Here is a 15,121-nt window from a genome sequence, read left to right on the forward strand (position 1 = left end):
ATTATTTCGCACTTCCTTGAAGACCGTCACTTCCGGGCTCCGCCGCCACATGTGATGCCGCCTCGCCGTGATCAGGAATGGCTTCTGCGGCGCGCAACTGTGATTGCAGCTTCTTGCCGCCATCGGCACGGGCCGACACCAGTGGAGCCAACAACAAATAAAGCACCGGGGTCAGGAACAAAGTAAAGACCGTCGCAAAGCCAAGACCGCCAAATACCACCCAGCCAATGGCTGCGCGTGCTTCGGCCCCGGCACCCGTGCCAAGGACAAGCGGCAAGCCCCCCAGAACGGTCGAGATCATGGTCATCATGATCGGGCGCAAACGCACCATCGCCGCATCATGCACGGCTTCACGCACAGATTTACCCGCATCGCGCAGCTGATCGGCAAATTCAACAACCAAAATCCCGTTCTTGGCCATCAGTCCAACCAACATCACCAACCCGATCTGGCTATAGATATTGATCGAGGTACCACTAAGCGCCAGCGCAAAGATGGCAGCCGCAAGACCAAACGGCACGGTCAAAACCACTACAAGGGCCGAAGTGAAGCTTTCGAACTGGGCAGCCAGAACAAGGAGCACGACAAGAACAGCAATCAGGAAGGTAATCTGGACATCGCTGGCGGTTTCACCCAACGCCGCAGCATTGCCAAGGAACAGAATGCCGACACCTGGTGGCAGCAATTCATCGCCAACCGCGTTCACATCCGCGACCGCTTCGGCCAGGGTATAGCCCGGTGTCAGGTTGGCCGAGATGGTGACAGCGCGTTGCTGTCCTTCGCGTTCAAGTTCGGAGGCAACCGCCTCTTCACTGAGTGTGATCACGGATGACAATGGCAGAATGCGGCCATTGGTGCCGGTCACAAACAGGTTTTCAAGATCGGACGGGTCGTTGATGCTGCCCAGCGCACTGCGCAACTTGATCGGCACATTCTGGTCATCGACATTGATTTCGGTGACTTCGTACCCCTCGATCATCGCACGCAAAGTTGTATCGAGTTCTTCGATCGGAATGCCCAGATCAAAGGCGCGCCTGCGATCAATATTCACCAGAAGCTGTGGCTGGGTGGTTTGATAGGACACCCGAAGGCCCGTCAGACCGGGATAGTTCGCCTCGATTTCCTGCTGCATGGCGCGGGCATTTTCAGCCAGCTTGCGATAGCTTGTTCCGATCAGGGCAAATTCAAGCCCCTCGCCCGTGCCACCGCGCAAGCCAAGACTGTTGGGCTGCCAGATATAGGCCTGCACGCCCGGAAGCGCATTCAGATCGCCCCGTATCGACGCCGTGATTTCCTGTTGCGAGCGGGTGCGATCTTCCCATGGTTTAAGCGGGGCAATCACAAGGGCACGGTTTGGGTCCCACAGCCCCACAATGGTATAGATGTTATAGGCATCCCCCGCCTCGACCACCGGGCGCAGAATGTCTTCAACCGCCTCGACCTGACGGTCCATATAGTCGATACCAACCCCGTCCGGCCCGCGCATCGACACCAGAATACGACCGCGATCCTCATCGGGCAGCAATTCCTGCGTCACAGTTGTATAAACACCAAAGGCCGTTCCGCCGGCAACGATACAAACCATCAAGGTTATAACCGGGCTGCCAAGGGCTGCTTCAAGAATGCGGCGATAGATCCCGGCACAGAAGAAGCCAAAGCGTTCCAGCATGTTGGGCGCATCGTCGGCCTTGCCGTCATGTGGATCGATATGTTTAAGCCGTGATGCCAGCATCGGGCATAGGGACAGGGCAACAAAGGATGACACAGCCACTGCAAAAGCCAGAACAAAGCCGAATTCCCGGAACAACCGCCCGGCCGTACTGGGCAGGAAGGAAATCGGCACAAAAACGGAAATCAGCGTAAGTGTGGTGGCAACAACAGCAAAGAAGACCTGTCGTGAGCCAAGGACCGCCGCCGCCATCGACCCAAGCCCCTGATGTCGACGGCGCTGGATATTTTCAAGAACAACAATCGCATCATCGACAATCATGCCGGTCGCCAGCACTAGGGCCAGAAGGGTCAGGATGTTGATCGAAAAGCCCATCGCCCAGATCGCAGCGACCGTGCCGATCAGGGCAATCGGAATGGTGATGGTCGGAATAAGAGTTGCCGTGAAGGAGCGCAGGAACAGATACAGCACCGCAATGACAATCAGGATGGCCAAACCCAGACTAAAGATCACTTCCCAAAGCGCGCCTTCGATGAAGACCGCATCGTCAGAGTTCACGAAAACATCAAGGTCATCATATTGCTGATTGAGGCGTTCAACCACCTCGCGCACACCATTGGAAATCGCGATCGTATTGGATTGCGCCTGTCGGGTAATACTCAGCCCGATCACGGTGCGACCATTCAATCGCACATAGGATGTCGCATCATCGGGACCGTAATAAATATCGGCAACATCACCCAGAAGCACGCTGTCACGCACCAGCATCTGATTAAGCTTGTCGACTTCCCACACGGATGCGTCGGCACGGACAAAAAGCTTTTGATCCGATGATTCAAAACTGCCTGCCGGAATATCAAATTGCGCCGTGCGCAACAGATCTGCCACATCCTGAACCGACAGGCCGAAGCTTGCCATGCGCAGCGGATCAACGCGCACATGCAAGACACGTTCACGATCCCCGTTCACCCCGACCTCTGCCACACCGGGAACAGACAGCAAGGACGGGCTGATCTGGTCTTCGACAATGTTGGCAAGTTCTTCTTCGGTCAAGCGGTTGCTGACAACCGCAATGCGCATGATGGCACTGGCATCGGCGTCAGCCTTGACCACACGAATATTTTCCACTCCGTCGGGCAAGCTGCGTTCTGCCCGGCTGATGGCTTCGCGGATGTCGCTGGCGGCATCGTTGATTTCAACATCGGGGTAGAATTCGATGCGGATGCGTGCATTGGCCTCTTCGCTTTGGGAACTGATTTCCTTGATCCCGCTAACACGCGAAGCTGCACTTTCGATGATACCGGTCACTTCGGCATCAACTGTTTCAGGTGATGCACCGTCATAGTCGGCGGTCACGGTGATGGTCGGGCGGTCGACATTGGGCAGTTCGCGAATTTCGACACCCAGCATCGCAGCCAGACCGGCAAGGATGATCAGCATGGCAACCACGCAGATCAGAACAGGGCGTCGGATACTGAGTGACGCTAGATCGTTTTGGTCGTGATTGCCGGTTCCTGTCGACATGATCAGGACCCCTCGCCAGTGTCTTCACGGATGGCAACGCCACCAGTGCCGCCAGCATTGTTGTCACCGCGAATGGTTGCGGAAACGGTCCGCCCGGGACGCAGGCGCAAGACACCTTCGACGACAACCAGGTCACCCTGCGCAATGCCACCATCAAGCAGAATGCGACCATTGGTTCGTTTCACGACCCGGACCGGAACGCGCGAGACTTTGTTCTCGTCATCAATCCGCCAGACATAGGTACCCTCATCGCCCCAAAGCACAGAGATTTCAGCGACCGAGGGATACTGTTTTCCTTCGATATCAACATAAACCGCAAAGGACATCCCCGCGAGCAAACGGCCGTTGGGATTTGGCACACGGGCACGCACGGCAAAGGTGCGGCTTTCCGGGTCAATTCGGCTGCCAATAGATTCGATCACACCGGTGAATTCTTCGCCCGGCAGGCTCCATGTTTCAACCCGCACGGACTGGCCGGGACGGACATTGTCAAACCGGGTTTCGGCAACTTCGAAATCAACCAGGATGCTGTCGATATTGTCCAGGGTAAGAAGCATGGTCGAGCTGTCCACGCGATCACCTGCCTCGATCTGCGGAATACCGACAATGCCGTCAAACGGGGCCAGAATGGTTCGGTCCGCCAGATTAACCTCGGCCTGATCAAGTTGAATGCGGGCCTCGGCCAGCGCCGTCCGGGCGGTATCAACTTCGCTTTCGGCAACCGCGCCAAGTGGCCGGGCCTTTTCATACCGGTCAAGAAGCTGTTGGGCATCGCGCACCTGAACAGCCGCAAGATCGCGGGCAAGGCGTTCGCGTTCGGCATCAAGAATGACAAGGACCTGACCTTTGGTCACCTTGGCACCAGCCCGAACCAGCACATCAGCAACCTCACCCGACACCGCAGGATAGATCGAAACACCAAGGGCGGACTTGCCGGTCCCGACAGCCTCAACCACGGTTTTTTCGTCCATCAGGCTGGCATGTTCGGCGATCACCGGAAGGCTGCGATCGCCACCGCCGCGCTGCGCCACGCTTGCGGGTTGCGCATCGGGCGCAATCAGCGCCGTGATGTCGTCTTTGGCAAAGAAATAGGCAGAGGCTGCAACTGCAATCAGTGCAACACCTGCGATCAGAAGCGTCGGTTTACGCGCCATCACATTGATACTTCCAAGTCGGACTGACCAAACAGCCTTAGTGCAAACAACCCTATTCCCACACCGGGAAAGTGTCGGTATTTCAATTCAGTACCAATTCAGGTTGTCATGCGTTTGTGGGTTTCCATTGGGGGAAACGATATTGCAACCAGCCAGTCAGAACCACACAAAAAGTGTATCAGAAACGTCGCAGTTTGTATCTTAACCGCTGACAAAACCTGTGTTTTGCACCGAAAATGCAGACCAAATGCATCGGGCCTGCACACCAGATATACGGTGAACAGGCCCGTGTCGTTCAAATGTGAATTTTGGTTGTCTGATTATCCTTGGCAAGCAGCTTTTCAGGCAGCACCGCGCCTTTGCTCTTGCGGGAAGGTCAGCAGATTGTCTTCGTGCCAGCTATCATCAACAGCGGTATTGTTGTTCTCAGCATCAATTCCTTCGTCACCTGCGGCAGAGGCCACCGCCCGATCAAGGGATGCTGTGAGCTCGGTCACATTGCGATCAACCTCATCCGCACGGCGGTTCAGATCCAGACTTAGCTTGCGAGTAACTTCGATGTCTTCCGAAACCGCCCCGATGGCTGTTCCGACATTGCGTACCGCATCCCCGGCAAGGGCGATGGCGCCTGTGATTTCCTCGGTCTCGCGACGTTGATGTTCAACGTCACCGGCGACTTCTTCGGAGATCGACATCATGGAGCGCACCGTCACGCCAACGTCTTCCATTGAAGCGACACAACGATCCGTCACAGCGCCCATGGCGTTGACATGTTCGGTAATCTGTTCGGTGGCGCGCTCGGTCTGGCTGGCAAGGTTTTTGACCTCGGCGGCAACCACGGCAAAGCCCTTGCCGGCATCCCCCGCACGGGCGGCCTCGATCGTCGCATTAAGGGCCAGCATGTTGGTTTGCCCGGCAATGCCGCGGATCAGATCGACAATCTGTTCGATGCTGGTCGCCACTTCGCGCAGGTCATCGACGGCCTTTGCCGATTCCTCGGTCGAACCGACGGCGTTCTGGGCAATTTCGCGCTGATGCTCGACGCGGTTGGCAATCGAGACGATGGCTTCGCGCAAGCGGTTGGCGGCATCCCCAATGGCATTGGAATGTGACTGGCTGTCCTGTGCGGCACCGTTCGCAGATTCGGTTTGCACCGTCACACGTTCGGCCGCTGCCGCGACTTCAATCACGGCTTCACGCATACGGGTGACCTGATGATTGACCGATTTAACAAGGCCCGTGGTTTCGCCTTCAATCGTTTCGGCCATCGCCCCCAATGAGGCACGGCGTTTTTCCTCTTCGATGCGCTGAAGCGTGATGCGTTCTTCAGCCATTCTTTCGATCTTAAGCGCATTTTCCCGGAAAATGGCCACTGTGCGCGACATTGCACCGAATTCGTCACGACGCTGGATATCGGAAAGGGCGATATTGGTGTCGTTTTCGCTCAGGCGGGTCATGTCACCATTTACACGTTTGAGCGGGCGCAGGATGCTCATGGCGATCCCAAGGGCCAGGGCAACAGCAACCACAACACCGATGGCCGCCACCACGATGTTGGTCAGGGCAGAGTTTTCGGACTGGCTGTGCGCAGCATCGACAAGCGCGATCTGATTGGCCATCGCATCGGATCGAATGTTCTGGGTGATGGTCTGAACTTCGCGGACCGCCGACTTAAAGGCATCCATCGACTGGCGGAAACCTGCAATCGAGGCTTCCAGCTGATTTGCCCCCTGTTTCAGCAAGTCGTTGTCGCGAATTGCATAGGAAAACAGCTTTTTGTCATTGCGGGTCAAACCATCAAAGGAAGATTTGATTTCTTCCTGCAAGTCCGTCAGGGCAGAGGTCTGTGTGCGTGCGGCATCAAGGGATTCCGGGGTGCGCAGTATCGAGAACTGCAACGAATTAACGATTGCGGACAAATTGGCTGTTGCAAGTTTGTCGTCGAATTTTTCGGCGATGGCCGGGTTTCGCTTGGTGATGAAATCTTCGAGCCGGGCCGCAGATTTTCCGAGCTGATTGGCCCCAAGCAGCATGGTTTCTGACGCCGCAGACAGGTTTTCCGCGCGCAGCACAAGTGGCTCAAGCGTTGCGATGTAATCTGCGCTCAGGCTTTCAAGCGCATCGGCCCGCTCAGTATCACCATTCATCCGCAGTTCAGCTACCAACGTCGCGCCGCTTTGCTCTGCAGCTTCGCGGATGGTGGCGATGCCGTCACGATCAAGCGGATCGACCGTTTGGGCAAACAGCAGAACCTGATTGGACAGGCGTTCAAGGCGCAATGCATAGTCGTTGGCAAGTCCGACCAACCCGGTGCTTTTGGCTATGCGGTCTGCATGGGAACCAAACCCCAGCAAATAGGTTGAAGACAGCGCAGACAGGCCGACAAGCATAACCACAAGAACAAAGAAACCAGCGAAAATGCGCGAACCAATGCGAATTCGGTCAAGAAACATGGGACATCCAAACAGTAAGAACTACACTTGGCGTGATCCTTACATCCGCTCTGCGTCCGGGATTGTTTCAGTTGGATGAAATCAGCATTTGTCCATGGCGCAACGTACAAGACGCGCATTCAGAATATAGAAAACAACAAAACGCCCACCTGAAAATGTTCATATGAACATGCATCTATACAATTGGGCGGGGGCACATTATCCATTTCAAAATGCGTCAAAAAGTCAGTTTTGCGGTCTTGGTCCGCGAATCGGCACGACCGCCAGACCCATTTTCGCTTTCTGGAACCCATTGGAAGAAAGCGGATTAAAATGTCGCCATGACAATATTGTACAAGCTGCGCATCGTTAGAAACGCTATAATGAGGCGATGAACAAAGTGTCGCGACATAGCTCTGCGCCTGCTCGACGTCCGGGATCATCCCGACCGGCGTCCAGGCGTCCCCGCGAGATTGCCCGTCATTGGCGGGCAGCCGACGGCATTGATATGTTCGAGGCCGACTACAAGAATTTCTCTTTCCCGAAACACAGCCACGATTATTACGCGTTTGGCACCATCCTGAATGGGGCCGAGCGGTTCATGACGCGTGGGACCAATTATGTCGCCGCGCGCGGACAGATCTTGATGATGAACCCGATGCAGGTTCATGACGGTGGCCCGGCATCTGATGATGGGTATCAGTACCAAATCATGTTCATCGACCCGAAGGTGTTTGGTGAACTGGTGGCAGAGACATCACCAAAGAACACCGGCTTGCCATTCTTTGGCACCTGCGTGGTCAATGACCCGGAATTGCATTTACAACTGCAAGGTCTGCACCGCCTGTTCCGGCCCGAAGAAGACGGCTCAAACAGGTTGCTGGAACGCGACAGCCAGCTTCTTTACAGCGCAGCCCGCTTTGCGCTGCGCCATGCGGATGCCCCGCCCTATTCCTATCAACCGGGGTCCGAGGACAAGCGCGTCGAGGCGGTGATTGACTATATGGCGGCCCATCTCGATGCGAATATATCACTGGATGATCTGGCCGCTGTGACCGGGCTTAGCCGGTTTCATTTGCTCCGCGTGTTCCGTGCGGCAACCGGGCTTCCGCCACACACCTATTTCAACCATATGCGATTGCGTCGGGCCAAGCGGATGCTGTTTGACGGATCGACCATTGCCGATGCAGCGGCTGCCACGGGCTTTGCCGACCAAAGCCATTTGAACCGACATTTCAAGGCCATGTGGGGTGTCAGTCCCGGTGCGTTTATCGCCAGTCTTGATCATTAAGACCTGTCCATAACGACAAAGCGTACGGACAGGTCGTTCATCGGGTTTTACGGCAAGGCCTTATGCTTCGCCATTGCGACGCTTCATCGCATCGACCACCAGACAAAGCTCTTCAAACAGAACCTGTGCCGCGACCTGGGCGGTGTTGGTCGTGGCATCATATTGCGGGGCAACCTCGACAACATCGGCACCGACAAAATCAATCCCCTTAAGACCGCGCAGGATCGCCAATGCCTCGCGCGAGGTCAGGCCACCGACCTCTGGCGTGCCCGTGCCCGGTGCGAAGGACGGATCCAGGCAATCAACATCAAATGACAGATAAACCGGGCCATCGCCGACCACTTCGCGCGCCTTGGCGATGACGCCCTCAACGCCCATTTTCGGGACTTCTTCGGCGTGGATCACGGTCATGCCGCTGTCATAGGAAAATTCCCAGACATATTCCGACGGGCCGCGAATGCCGATTTGTATGGTGCGTTCGGGATCAAGCACACCATCCATCACCGCCTCGCGGAACGGGCCACCATGATGGAACCGCGATCCATCATACTCCCCGCAGGTATCACAATGGGCATCAAGATGGATCATGCCGACCGGGCGATCCTTGCCGACCGCCTTTTGGATCGAATAGCTGATCGAATGATCGCCACCGATGGCAATCGGAATGACACCGGCACCAACGATCTTATTGAAATAGGCCTCAATATCTTCGTGGCAGCTTTCCAATGAATATCGGCTACGAAACGGTACATCGCCAATATCAGCGATGCGTGCCATGGCCCCGGGCACCATGCGCAGGACATGTTCATACGGACCGATGCGTTCGATATTGCGTACCGCACGCGGGCCAAGTCGTGCACCGGCACGGTTACTGACACCAAGATCCATCGGCACGCCAACCAGTGCGATGTCGAGGCCTGCAAAATTCTCGTTCTCGGCATCGGCGGCAAACGGCGCATCAAGGAAAGTTGGCACACCGGCAAATGGCCATTTGCGCGCGCCACTTTCAGAAAACTGCGATGCCGCCACTTCGCGAAAATGCGGATCAAAAATGTCTGCGCCTTTGGTGTTGCCGTATTTTTCGCGCAGTTTTGCAAGTTTGTCGTCGGTGAACATGGGACCTCCTGATCGGGGCATTGGTTCGCGGACATTGAACCAGTGGCCGGATATTGTTGTTGGCCCGATCAGATCAAATTGCGCGGCACTTAAAAATCACGTATTTCTGAACTTTACTTTGGCATTTTCCAAAGTAATGACTTTTACCGCATGGAATTGACCCGATGATCACGGAACAGGCCGACCTGAAGCTTTTGCGTATTTTCCTGACCATCGTCGAGGCCGGGGGATTTGCCGCTGCACAAAGCGATCTCAACCTGTCACTTTCAACAATTTCAAGCTATGTCACCGCCCTTGAGACCCGGCTTGGGTTCACACTTTGCAAACGCGGACGGGGTGGCTTTGCGCTGACGGCTGAGGGACAGGTGGTATTTGAAGAAGCCCACCGGCTGTTCAAATCGGTCGCGCAATATGAAACCAAGATGCGAGCACTGCGTGACAAGCTAAGCGGCACCCTGACCATCGGACTGACGGATAATACCATCACCGATCCTGCTGCACGCCGGATCGAAAAAACCATTGCACGCTTTATGGAACGCGCCCCGGATGTGACGCTCAATGTCGTGACCTATCCGCCCAATGACCTGTTGCGTGAAGTGGTGACCGACAATATCCAGATTGGCATCTGCAGTTTTCCGAAAACCGTTCTGGGTCTGCGCTATATCCCGCTTTACGGTGAAACCCATCGGTTCTATTGCGGATCGGACCATCCGCTTTTTACCCAGCCCGATGACGAAATCGACATTGATGAAATCCGGCGTTACCGCCTGATCGGGCGCAAATCCTGGCTTGGCAGGGACCTTAAGGAATTCGCGATTGCCCGGCCGCACGCAACCGTATCAGACATGGAGGCCGAAGCACGTTTGATCCTGTCAGGTGCATTTCTGGGTTATCTGCCCGAACACTATGCCAAGCAGTTTGTGGATGCCGGTCGCATGCGCATGATTCTGCCAGACCGATTGACGGTGAAGGTCACGTTTCAGGCAAGCCTTGATGACACCAAACAGCCCGACCCGATCACCAACCTGTTTCTTGATATGCTGATTGCTGATTTCGCAGGCGACGCTGCCTGACTGCCAAGTGAAAACCGGCAATCGCAATCGATAGCAATATCGTCCAAGACCGACTATCTGATGTCGATCATTATGGAGCCTGAAACAATGGCTCCTCGCCCACCGCATGATAAAAAGGACGCACCGGTCACGCCAAAGAACCGGCTGCCAACAACCATAGGAAACGTCGGAAATGTCACGCCCCGGACAGCCCGAAAAACACCCGGAAAGCCAGCCCAAAACGGGCCATTTTGATTCTGACACCATCAGACGCGGCGCCCTTGCCTGCCTGCCGCTTTTGCCCAGCACCATAATCTTTGGTGCGGTGCTTGGCGTTCTGGCCGCACAGCGCGGATTGTCGCTTGGCGAACTTTTATTTATGAGCCTGGCGGTGTTTGCCGGATCGGCACAGTTCGTGTCGGTCGATCTGTGGCGCGAAACCATCCCGAGTGCCACCATCATCATCGCAACCGCGGTGATCAATATGCGCTATATCCTGATCGGGGCATCCTTGCGCCCCGTGTTTCGCGGTCGCCCGCTCTGGGTCAAGGTGACCGGCATGCATATGGTCGCCGATGAAAACTGGGCCGTGTCGATGACCCAAAAGGACCTTGCCAATCCAGGATTCTTGCTGGGCGGCGGGATGTTCCTTGGTGTGGTCTGGGCGACGGGCAATACGGTTGGTTACCTGCTTGGCGGCGGCATTCCTGACCCGGAAGTCTATGCGCTTGATTTCGCGTTCACTGCCGTGTTTGCCGCACTCACCATTGGCATGTGGAAGGGGCGCGTTGACCTTTTACCTTGGATTGCAGCGGCCATTGGATCCGTGATTGGCCATTTCACCTTGCCCGGAACCTGGTCGATCCTGGTCGGTGCAGGTGCAGGGGTGGTTGTTGCCGCACTGACATGGCGTGAAGACATGGATGATGACAGCCTTGAGGCCGAATTTGCCGTCGAAGGCCGCAATGCCTATGGCGCGCCGGAAGGCAAAAACAGCGCCACCCGCGCCACCCCCGCAGTGGAGACCGGCAAATGACCCAATTCCCCGATCTGACAAGTTTCAGCTTAGAGGCCGTTCTGACCATTCTTGGCATGGCAGCCGTGACCTATGGTATGCGGCTGGGGGGCCTTCTGATGGCGGACCGTTTGCCGCAACATGGTCGTTGGGCGCATGTACTGGAACGCCTGCCCGGTGCCGTTTTGATTTCCGTCTGGGTACCCAGCGCCCTTTCGGCAGGTGCGATTGGCATTGCAGGGGCTGCCGCCACCGTGATTACCATGGCGCTCGCGCGCAACCTGTTTGCCGCCATGGCAGTGGGCATGGTTCTGGTTGGTGTCGGCCGATATTTCATCAGCAATTAGGCTAGGCTGCTAAGCTATCCGGCGAAAGAGACTGAACTGGAAGGACTGCGTTCTGGCCATCGGGGTTTGATGCATCTCGTTGCGATGGGTGATCAGTTCAAAATCATCACCCAGAACAGCACCAAGTTCAGCCGGGCTGTAACGCACAACGGGCAGGCCACTGCATTTTTCCGGCCCGTCCGGCGCAAAGGTCGCGATGATGGCATGCCCGCCTATGCGAAGCCCTTTTTTGAGGTTCGCGACATATGCCATGCGTTCATCCGGATCGACCAGGAAATGAAATACCGCGCGATCGTGCCAAAGATCATATTGGCGATCCGGCGACCAAGCAGTGATGTCGGTTGCAATCCATTTTACCGACTTGCCCGCACCGCCAAGCTGATCACGGGCATGGTCCAAGGCAACGCCTGAGATATCCAGAACCGTCACATCGCGGATACCGATAGCCAGCAATGATGCCGCCAGCCGAGAGGTTCCGCCGCCGACATCAATCACCGAGGAGGATGGCGTCAACCGGGCGTTATCAATCAGCGCCAGCGACGCCGCCGGGCGATCCTGATACCAGGTCAGGCTGGCTTCGGGCTTTTCGCGATAAACGCAGTCCCAATGTGTCTTGCGATCACCGGTCATTTGGTTGCCCTTCTGTGACGTCGAAAATCAAAACTATCGCGACGACCTGCCTACACCAAACAAAAAGCCGCCCTTGATCGGGGCGGCTTTTTCACATGGTCGGCAGCCAATGATCAGGCCGCAACCAGATTCTGTTCGCGGGTGGATTCGAATTTGAGGTTCGGCCAGTCGCTTTGGGTCGTATCAAGATGCCAGGCATTGCGCGCAATGAAGACCAGCGTTTCATCGTGATCTTCAAACAGCGCGGACTGGTTGGTATCGCGGAACTTCTTGATTTCCGCCGGATCGCCAACCACCCAACGCGCGGCATAGGCCGGGGTCGGTTCGAAATGCACCTTGATGCCATATTCGGCCGAAATGCGTTCCTTGAGAACCTCGAACTGCAGTTGCCCGACGACGCCAACGATCCAGTCTGCCCCCATCATCGGTTTGAAAACCTGTGATGCGCCTTCTTCGGCAAGCTGTTCAAGCGCGCGCTGGAGATGCTTGCCCTTGAGCGGGTCATCCAGACGGACTTTCTGCAGCAATTCCGGGGCAAAGGCCGGAACACCGCGGAAGCGAAGCTCTTCGCCCTCGGTCAGGGTATCGCCGATACGAAGCGTCCCGTGGTTCGGAATGCCGATGATATCACCCGGCCAGGCTTCTTCGGCAATGTCACGTTCGTTGGCAAAGAACAGCATCGGGTTATGCACCGCCATCTGTTTGCCCGCACGAACGTGCTTGAGCTTCATGCCGCGTTTGAAGTGGCCAGAGCACAGACGAATAAACGCAATGCGGTCACGATGGTTCGGGTCGATGTTGGCCTGTACCTTGAACACAAAGCCCGCCACCTTTGGCTCAACCGCTTCGACCAGACGCGTTGCCGCCTCTTGCGGGCGCGGGGTCGGTGCAATTTCGCCAATGCCGCGCAACAATTCACGCACGCCAAAGTTATTGACGGCCGACCCAAAGAAGACCGGCGTCAGATGCCCTTCGCGATAGCTCTGCAAATCAAATGGCGGGCACATTTCGCGCACCATTTCGACTTCCTCGCGCAGCTTTTCCAGAAGATAATCCGGGATCAGCTCATCAAGCTTCGGATCATCAAGCCCCTTGATCGGAATGGCTTCCTTGACGACATTGCCGCCTTTTTCCATGAACAGAAGCTGATCATTGACCAGATCGTAACAGCCATGGAAATCACGGCCCGACCCGATTGGCCAGGTTACCGGCGAGACATCAAGGGCGAGATCCTGTTCGATCTGATCGATCAGTTCGAATGAATCACGGGCTTCGCGGTCAAGCTTGTTGACGAAAGTCGTGATCGGCACGTCACGCAGACGGCAGACCTCAAACAGCTTACGGGTCTGGGACTCGATGCCCTTCGCACCGTCAATCACCATGACGGCGGAATCAACTGCGGTCAGCACGCGATAGGTATCTTCGGAAAAGTCTTCGTGGCCCGGCGTATCAAGCAGGTTGAAGATGTTCTTTTCAAACTCGAAGGTCATCACAGCCGAAGACACGGAAATACCGCGGTCCTGTTCGATCTTCATGAAGTCCGAACGGGCACCCTTCTGTTCCTTTTTCGCCTTCACCGCACCTGCCATCTGAATGGCACCCCCGAACAGCAGCAGCTTTTCGGTCAGGGTCGTTTTACCCGCATCCGGGTGGGCAATGATGGCGAAGGTACGGCGACGCGATACCTGCTGGTCAATCATCGACATGGTTATCAACTTTAATCCGATATGAATTTCTTGGCGCGCAATGTAGCGATTTTTAACGGTATTGCCACCGTGAAATCATCATATCGGACATGAAGCGGACGGTTTAACCCAGCCAAGCTTGCGAAATGACGCCGATTGCGAACGAACCGACCAGCGCATAGACCAGATAAAGCGCAAAGACCGGTTTTTTCACCAGCGCAAAGACCGCAATCGCCGCCGGGATGGATGACACACCACCGGCCACCAGAAACGCCATTGCCGCCCCCGATTGCATACCCTGCGCAATCAGGCCTTCCATGATCGGAAGCGCAGCATAGCCATTCAAATAGGCAGGAACCCCGACAAGGGTGGCAATCGCAATCGGTGCCAGCCCGTCGCCACCAAGCAATCCACTAACACTTTCGGCCGGGACATAAGCAACCATGATGCTTTCCAGCAGAAAGGCAAACGCCAGCCATTTCCCCAGAAAGATCATGTTCGACACAGCGGACGTGCGGAACTTTTTGATCCGTTCGCCATCCTGCCAGAACTTCCAGAAGACGGCCTTGTGGGACCGCACCTTCGCCCCGCCGCAGCCGCCATTGCCAACGCCGTCGCGTAGTGGATCAGACAGAAAACCCCGCGCACCCAACCACATGGTGACAAAACCGCCCATCAGACCAAGCGCAATCGCCGAGATCATTTTGATCACGGCAAAATCGGTACCGAGCGTCCCCATGGTCAGAACAAACATCGCCGGATCAATCACCGGACTTGCCAACCAGAATGCCATGACCGGCGCCAAGGGAACCCCCATGGCAAGCAGGGCCGCAATCAGCGGGATCACCCCGCAAGAGCAAAATGGCGACAACGCCCCAAAGGCCGCAGCGGTAAAGACCATCCGCACAGGCCGCCCGGCAAAGGCGCGTGAAATCAGGTTATCGGCCCCGGTTGCCGTGGCATAAGCAGCAATCCCGATGGAAAGAACAAGGAACGGCGCAGTTTCGGCAAAGGAATTGGCCGTGAACAGCACGCTTGGCACAAATTGCGGCGCGTCCAAGATAAAGATCGCGGCAAGGATGATGCAGGCGGCCAGCAACACACGATCAATCTGTCGTGCAGATGACCCAAAGCGGCGCAATTGAACTGTCAGGGCACTCATATCTATATCCCTAGAAAATTAGTTTCTTTAACCCAAAAAAACGC

General features: G+C 55.9%; 11 protein-coding genes. 4 read left to right on the top strand and 7 right to left on the bottom strand.

The window, feature by feature from the left end; all coding sequences use genetic code 11:
* Nucleotide 1 precedes the first annotated feature (1 nt).
* The 3 genes from AUQ43_RS09365 to AUQ43_RS09375 all read right to left on the bottom strand — a co-directional run bounded on the left by AUQ43_RS09365 (nt 2) and on the right by AUQ43_RS09375 (nt 6,800).
* Nucleotides 2-3,193 carry an efflux RND transporter permease subunit gene (locus AUQ43_RS09365; protein WP_062955977.1) on the bottom strand — a complete coding sequence of 1,064 codons (3,192 nt, stop codon included), beginning with the start codon at nt 3,191-3,193 and terminating at the stop codon, nt 2-4.
* A gap of 2 nt (nt 3,194-3,195) precedes the next feature.
* Nucleotides 3,196-4,347, bottom strand: a complete 1,152-nt coding sequence (locus AUQ43_RS09370; RefSeq protein ID WP_062955978.1) for an efflux RND transporter periplasmic adaptor subunit — start codon at nt 4,345-4,347, stop codon at nt 3,196-3,198.
* Between the two features lie 341 nt (nt 4,348-4,688).
* Nucleotides 4,689-6,800 carry a methyl-accepting chemotaxis protein gene (locus tag AUQ43_RS09375; protein ID WP_062955979.1) on the bottom strand — a complete coding sequence of 704 codons (2,112 nt, stop codon included), beginning with the start codon at nt 6,798-6,800 and terminating at the stop codon, nt 4,689-4,691.
* Nucleotides 6,801-7,179: 379 nt separating this feature from the next.
* Between AUQ43_RS09375 and AUQ43_RS09380 the strand changes: the two genes are divergently transcribed.
* On the top strand, nt 7,180-8,070 hold the full coding sequence (locus AUQ43_RS09380; protein WP_232310643.1) for an AraC family transcriptional regulator: 891 nt from the start codon (nt 7,180-7,182) through the stop codon (nt 8,068-8,070).
* Nucleotides 8,071-8,130: 60 nt separating this feature from the next.
* On the opposite strand, the gene speB is transcribed toward AUQ43_RS09380, so the two are convergent.
* Nucleotides 8,131-9,186, bottom strand: a complete 1,056-nt coding sequence (gene speB, locus AUQ43_RS09385; RefSeq protein WP_062955981.1) for an agmatinase — start codon at nt 9,184-9,186, stop codon at nt 8,131-8,133.
* A gap of 164 nt (nt 9,187-9,350) precedes the next feature.
* Between speB and AUQ43_RS09390 the strand changes: the two genes are divergently transcribed.
* The 3 genes from AUQ43_RS09390 to AUQ43_RS09400 all read left to right on the top strand — a co-directional run bounded on the left by AUQ43_RS09390 (nt 9,351) and on the right by AUQ43_RS09400 (nt 11,600).
* Nucleotides 9,351-10,259, top strand: coding sequence for a LysR family transcriptional regulator (locus AUQ43_RS09390; RefSeq protein WP_062955982.1), 909 nt, complete (start codon nt 9,351-9,353; stop codon nt 10,257-10,259).
* A 172-nt stretch (nt 10,260-10,431) separates the two neighbouring features.
* Nucleotides 10,432-11,274, top strand: a complete 843-nt coding sequence (locus AUQ43_RS09395) for an AzlC family ABC transporter permease (RefSeq protein ID WP_062955983.1) — start codon at nt 10,432-10,434, stop codon at nt 11,272-11,274.
* A complete protein-coding gene (locus AUQ43_RS09400; RefSeq protein WP_062955984.1) occupies nt 11,271-11,600 on the top strand; it encodes an AzlD family protein in 330 nt (109 codons plus the stop codon). Before AUQ43_RS09395 ends, AUQ43_RS09400 begins: the two co-directional genes overlap by 4 nt.
* A 9-nt stretch (nt 11,601-11,609) precedes the next feature.
* Here the strand turns inward: AUQ43_RS09400 and AUQ43_RS09405 are convergent, their stop codons facing one another.
* From AUQ43_RS09405 to AUQ43_RS09415, 3 genes are all read right to left on the bottom strand, one after another.
* Complete coding sequence (locus AUQ43_RS09405; RefSeq protein WP_062955985.1) at nt 11,610-12,230, bottom strand: trans-aconitate 2-methyltransferase; 621 nt, start codon at nt 12,228-12,230, stop codon at nt 11,610-11,612.
* 113 nt (nt 12,231-12,343) lie between these two features.
* Nucleotides 12,344-13,936, bottom strand: coding sequence for a peptide chain release factor 3 (locus AUQ43_RS09410; protein ID WP_062955986.1), 1,593 nt, complete (start codon nt 13,934-13,936; stop codon nt 12,344-12,346).
* Between the two features lie 103 nt (nt 13,937-14,039).
* On the bottom strand, nt 14,040-15,077 hold the full coding sequence (locus AUQ43_RS09415; RefSeq protein WP_062955987.1) for a permease: 1,038 nt from the start codon (nt 15,075-15,077) through the stop codon (nt 14,040-14,042).
* Nucleotides 15,078-15,121 lie beyond the last annotated feature (44 nt).

The organism is Thalassospira sp. MCCC 1A01148 (assembly GCF_001613795.1).
In the GTDB taxonomy this organism is placed as follows: domain Bacteria; phylum Pseudomonadota; class Alphaproteobacteria; order Rhodospirillales; family Thalassospiraceae; genus Thalassospira.

Excerpts from the sequence above, each read along its gene's own strand:
- AUQ43_RS09365 (WP_062955977.1), bottom strand. The coding sequence starts at position 3,193 with ATGTCGACAGGAACCGGCAATCACGACCAAAACGATCTAGCGTCACTC.
- AUQ43_RS09370 (WP_062955978.1), bottom strand. The coding sequence starts at position 4,347 with ATGGCGCGTAAACCGACGCTTCTGATCGCAGGTGTTGCACTGATTGCA.
- AUQ43_RS09375 (WP_062955979.1), bottom strand. The coding sequence starts at position 6,800 with ATGTTTCTTGACCGAATTCGCATTGGTTCGCGCATTTTCGCTGGTTTC.
- speB (WP_062955981.1), bottom strand. The coding sequence starts at position 9,186 with ATGTTCACCGACGACAAACTTGCAAAACTGCGCGAAAAATACGGCAAC.
- AUQ43_RS09390 (WP_062955982.1), top strand. The coding sequence starts at position 9,351 with ATGATCACGGAACAGGCCGACCTGAAGCTTTTGCGTATTTTCCTGACC.
- AUQ43_RS09395 (WP_062955983.1), top strand. The coding sequence starts at position 10,432 with ATGTCACGCCCCGGACAGCCCGAAAAACACCCGGAAAGCCAGCCCAAA.
- AUQ43_RS09400 (WP_062955984.1), top strand. The coding sequence starts at position 11,271 with ATGACCCAATTCCCCGATCTGACAAGTTTCAGCTTAGAGGCCGTTCTG.
- AUQ43_RS09405 (WP_062955985.1), bottom strand. The coding sequence starts at position 12,230 with ATGACCGGTGATCGCAAGACACATTGGGACTGCGTTTATCGCGAAAAG.
- AUQ43_RS09410 (WP_062955986.1), bottom strand. The coding sequence starts at position 13,936 with ATGTCGATGATTGACCAGCAGGTATCGCGTCGCCGTACCTTCGCCATC.
- AUQ43_RS09415 (WP_062955987.1), bottom strand. The coding sequence starts at position 15,077 with ATGAGTGCCCTGACAGTTCAATTGCGCCGCTTTGGGTCATCTGCACGA.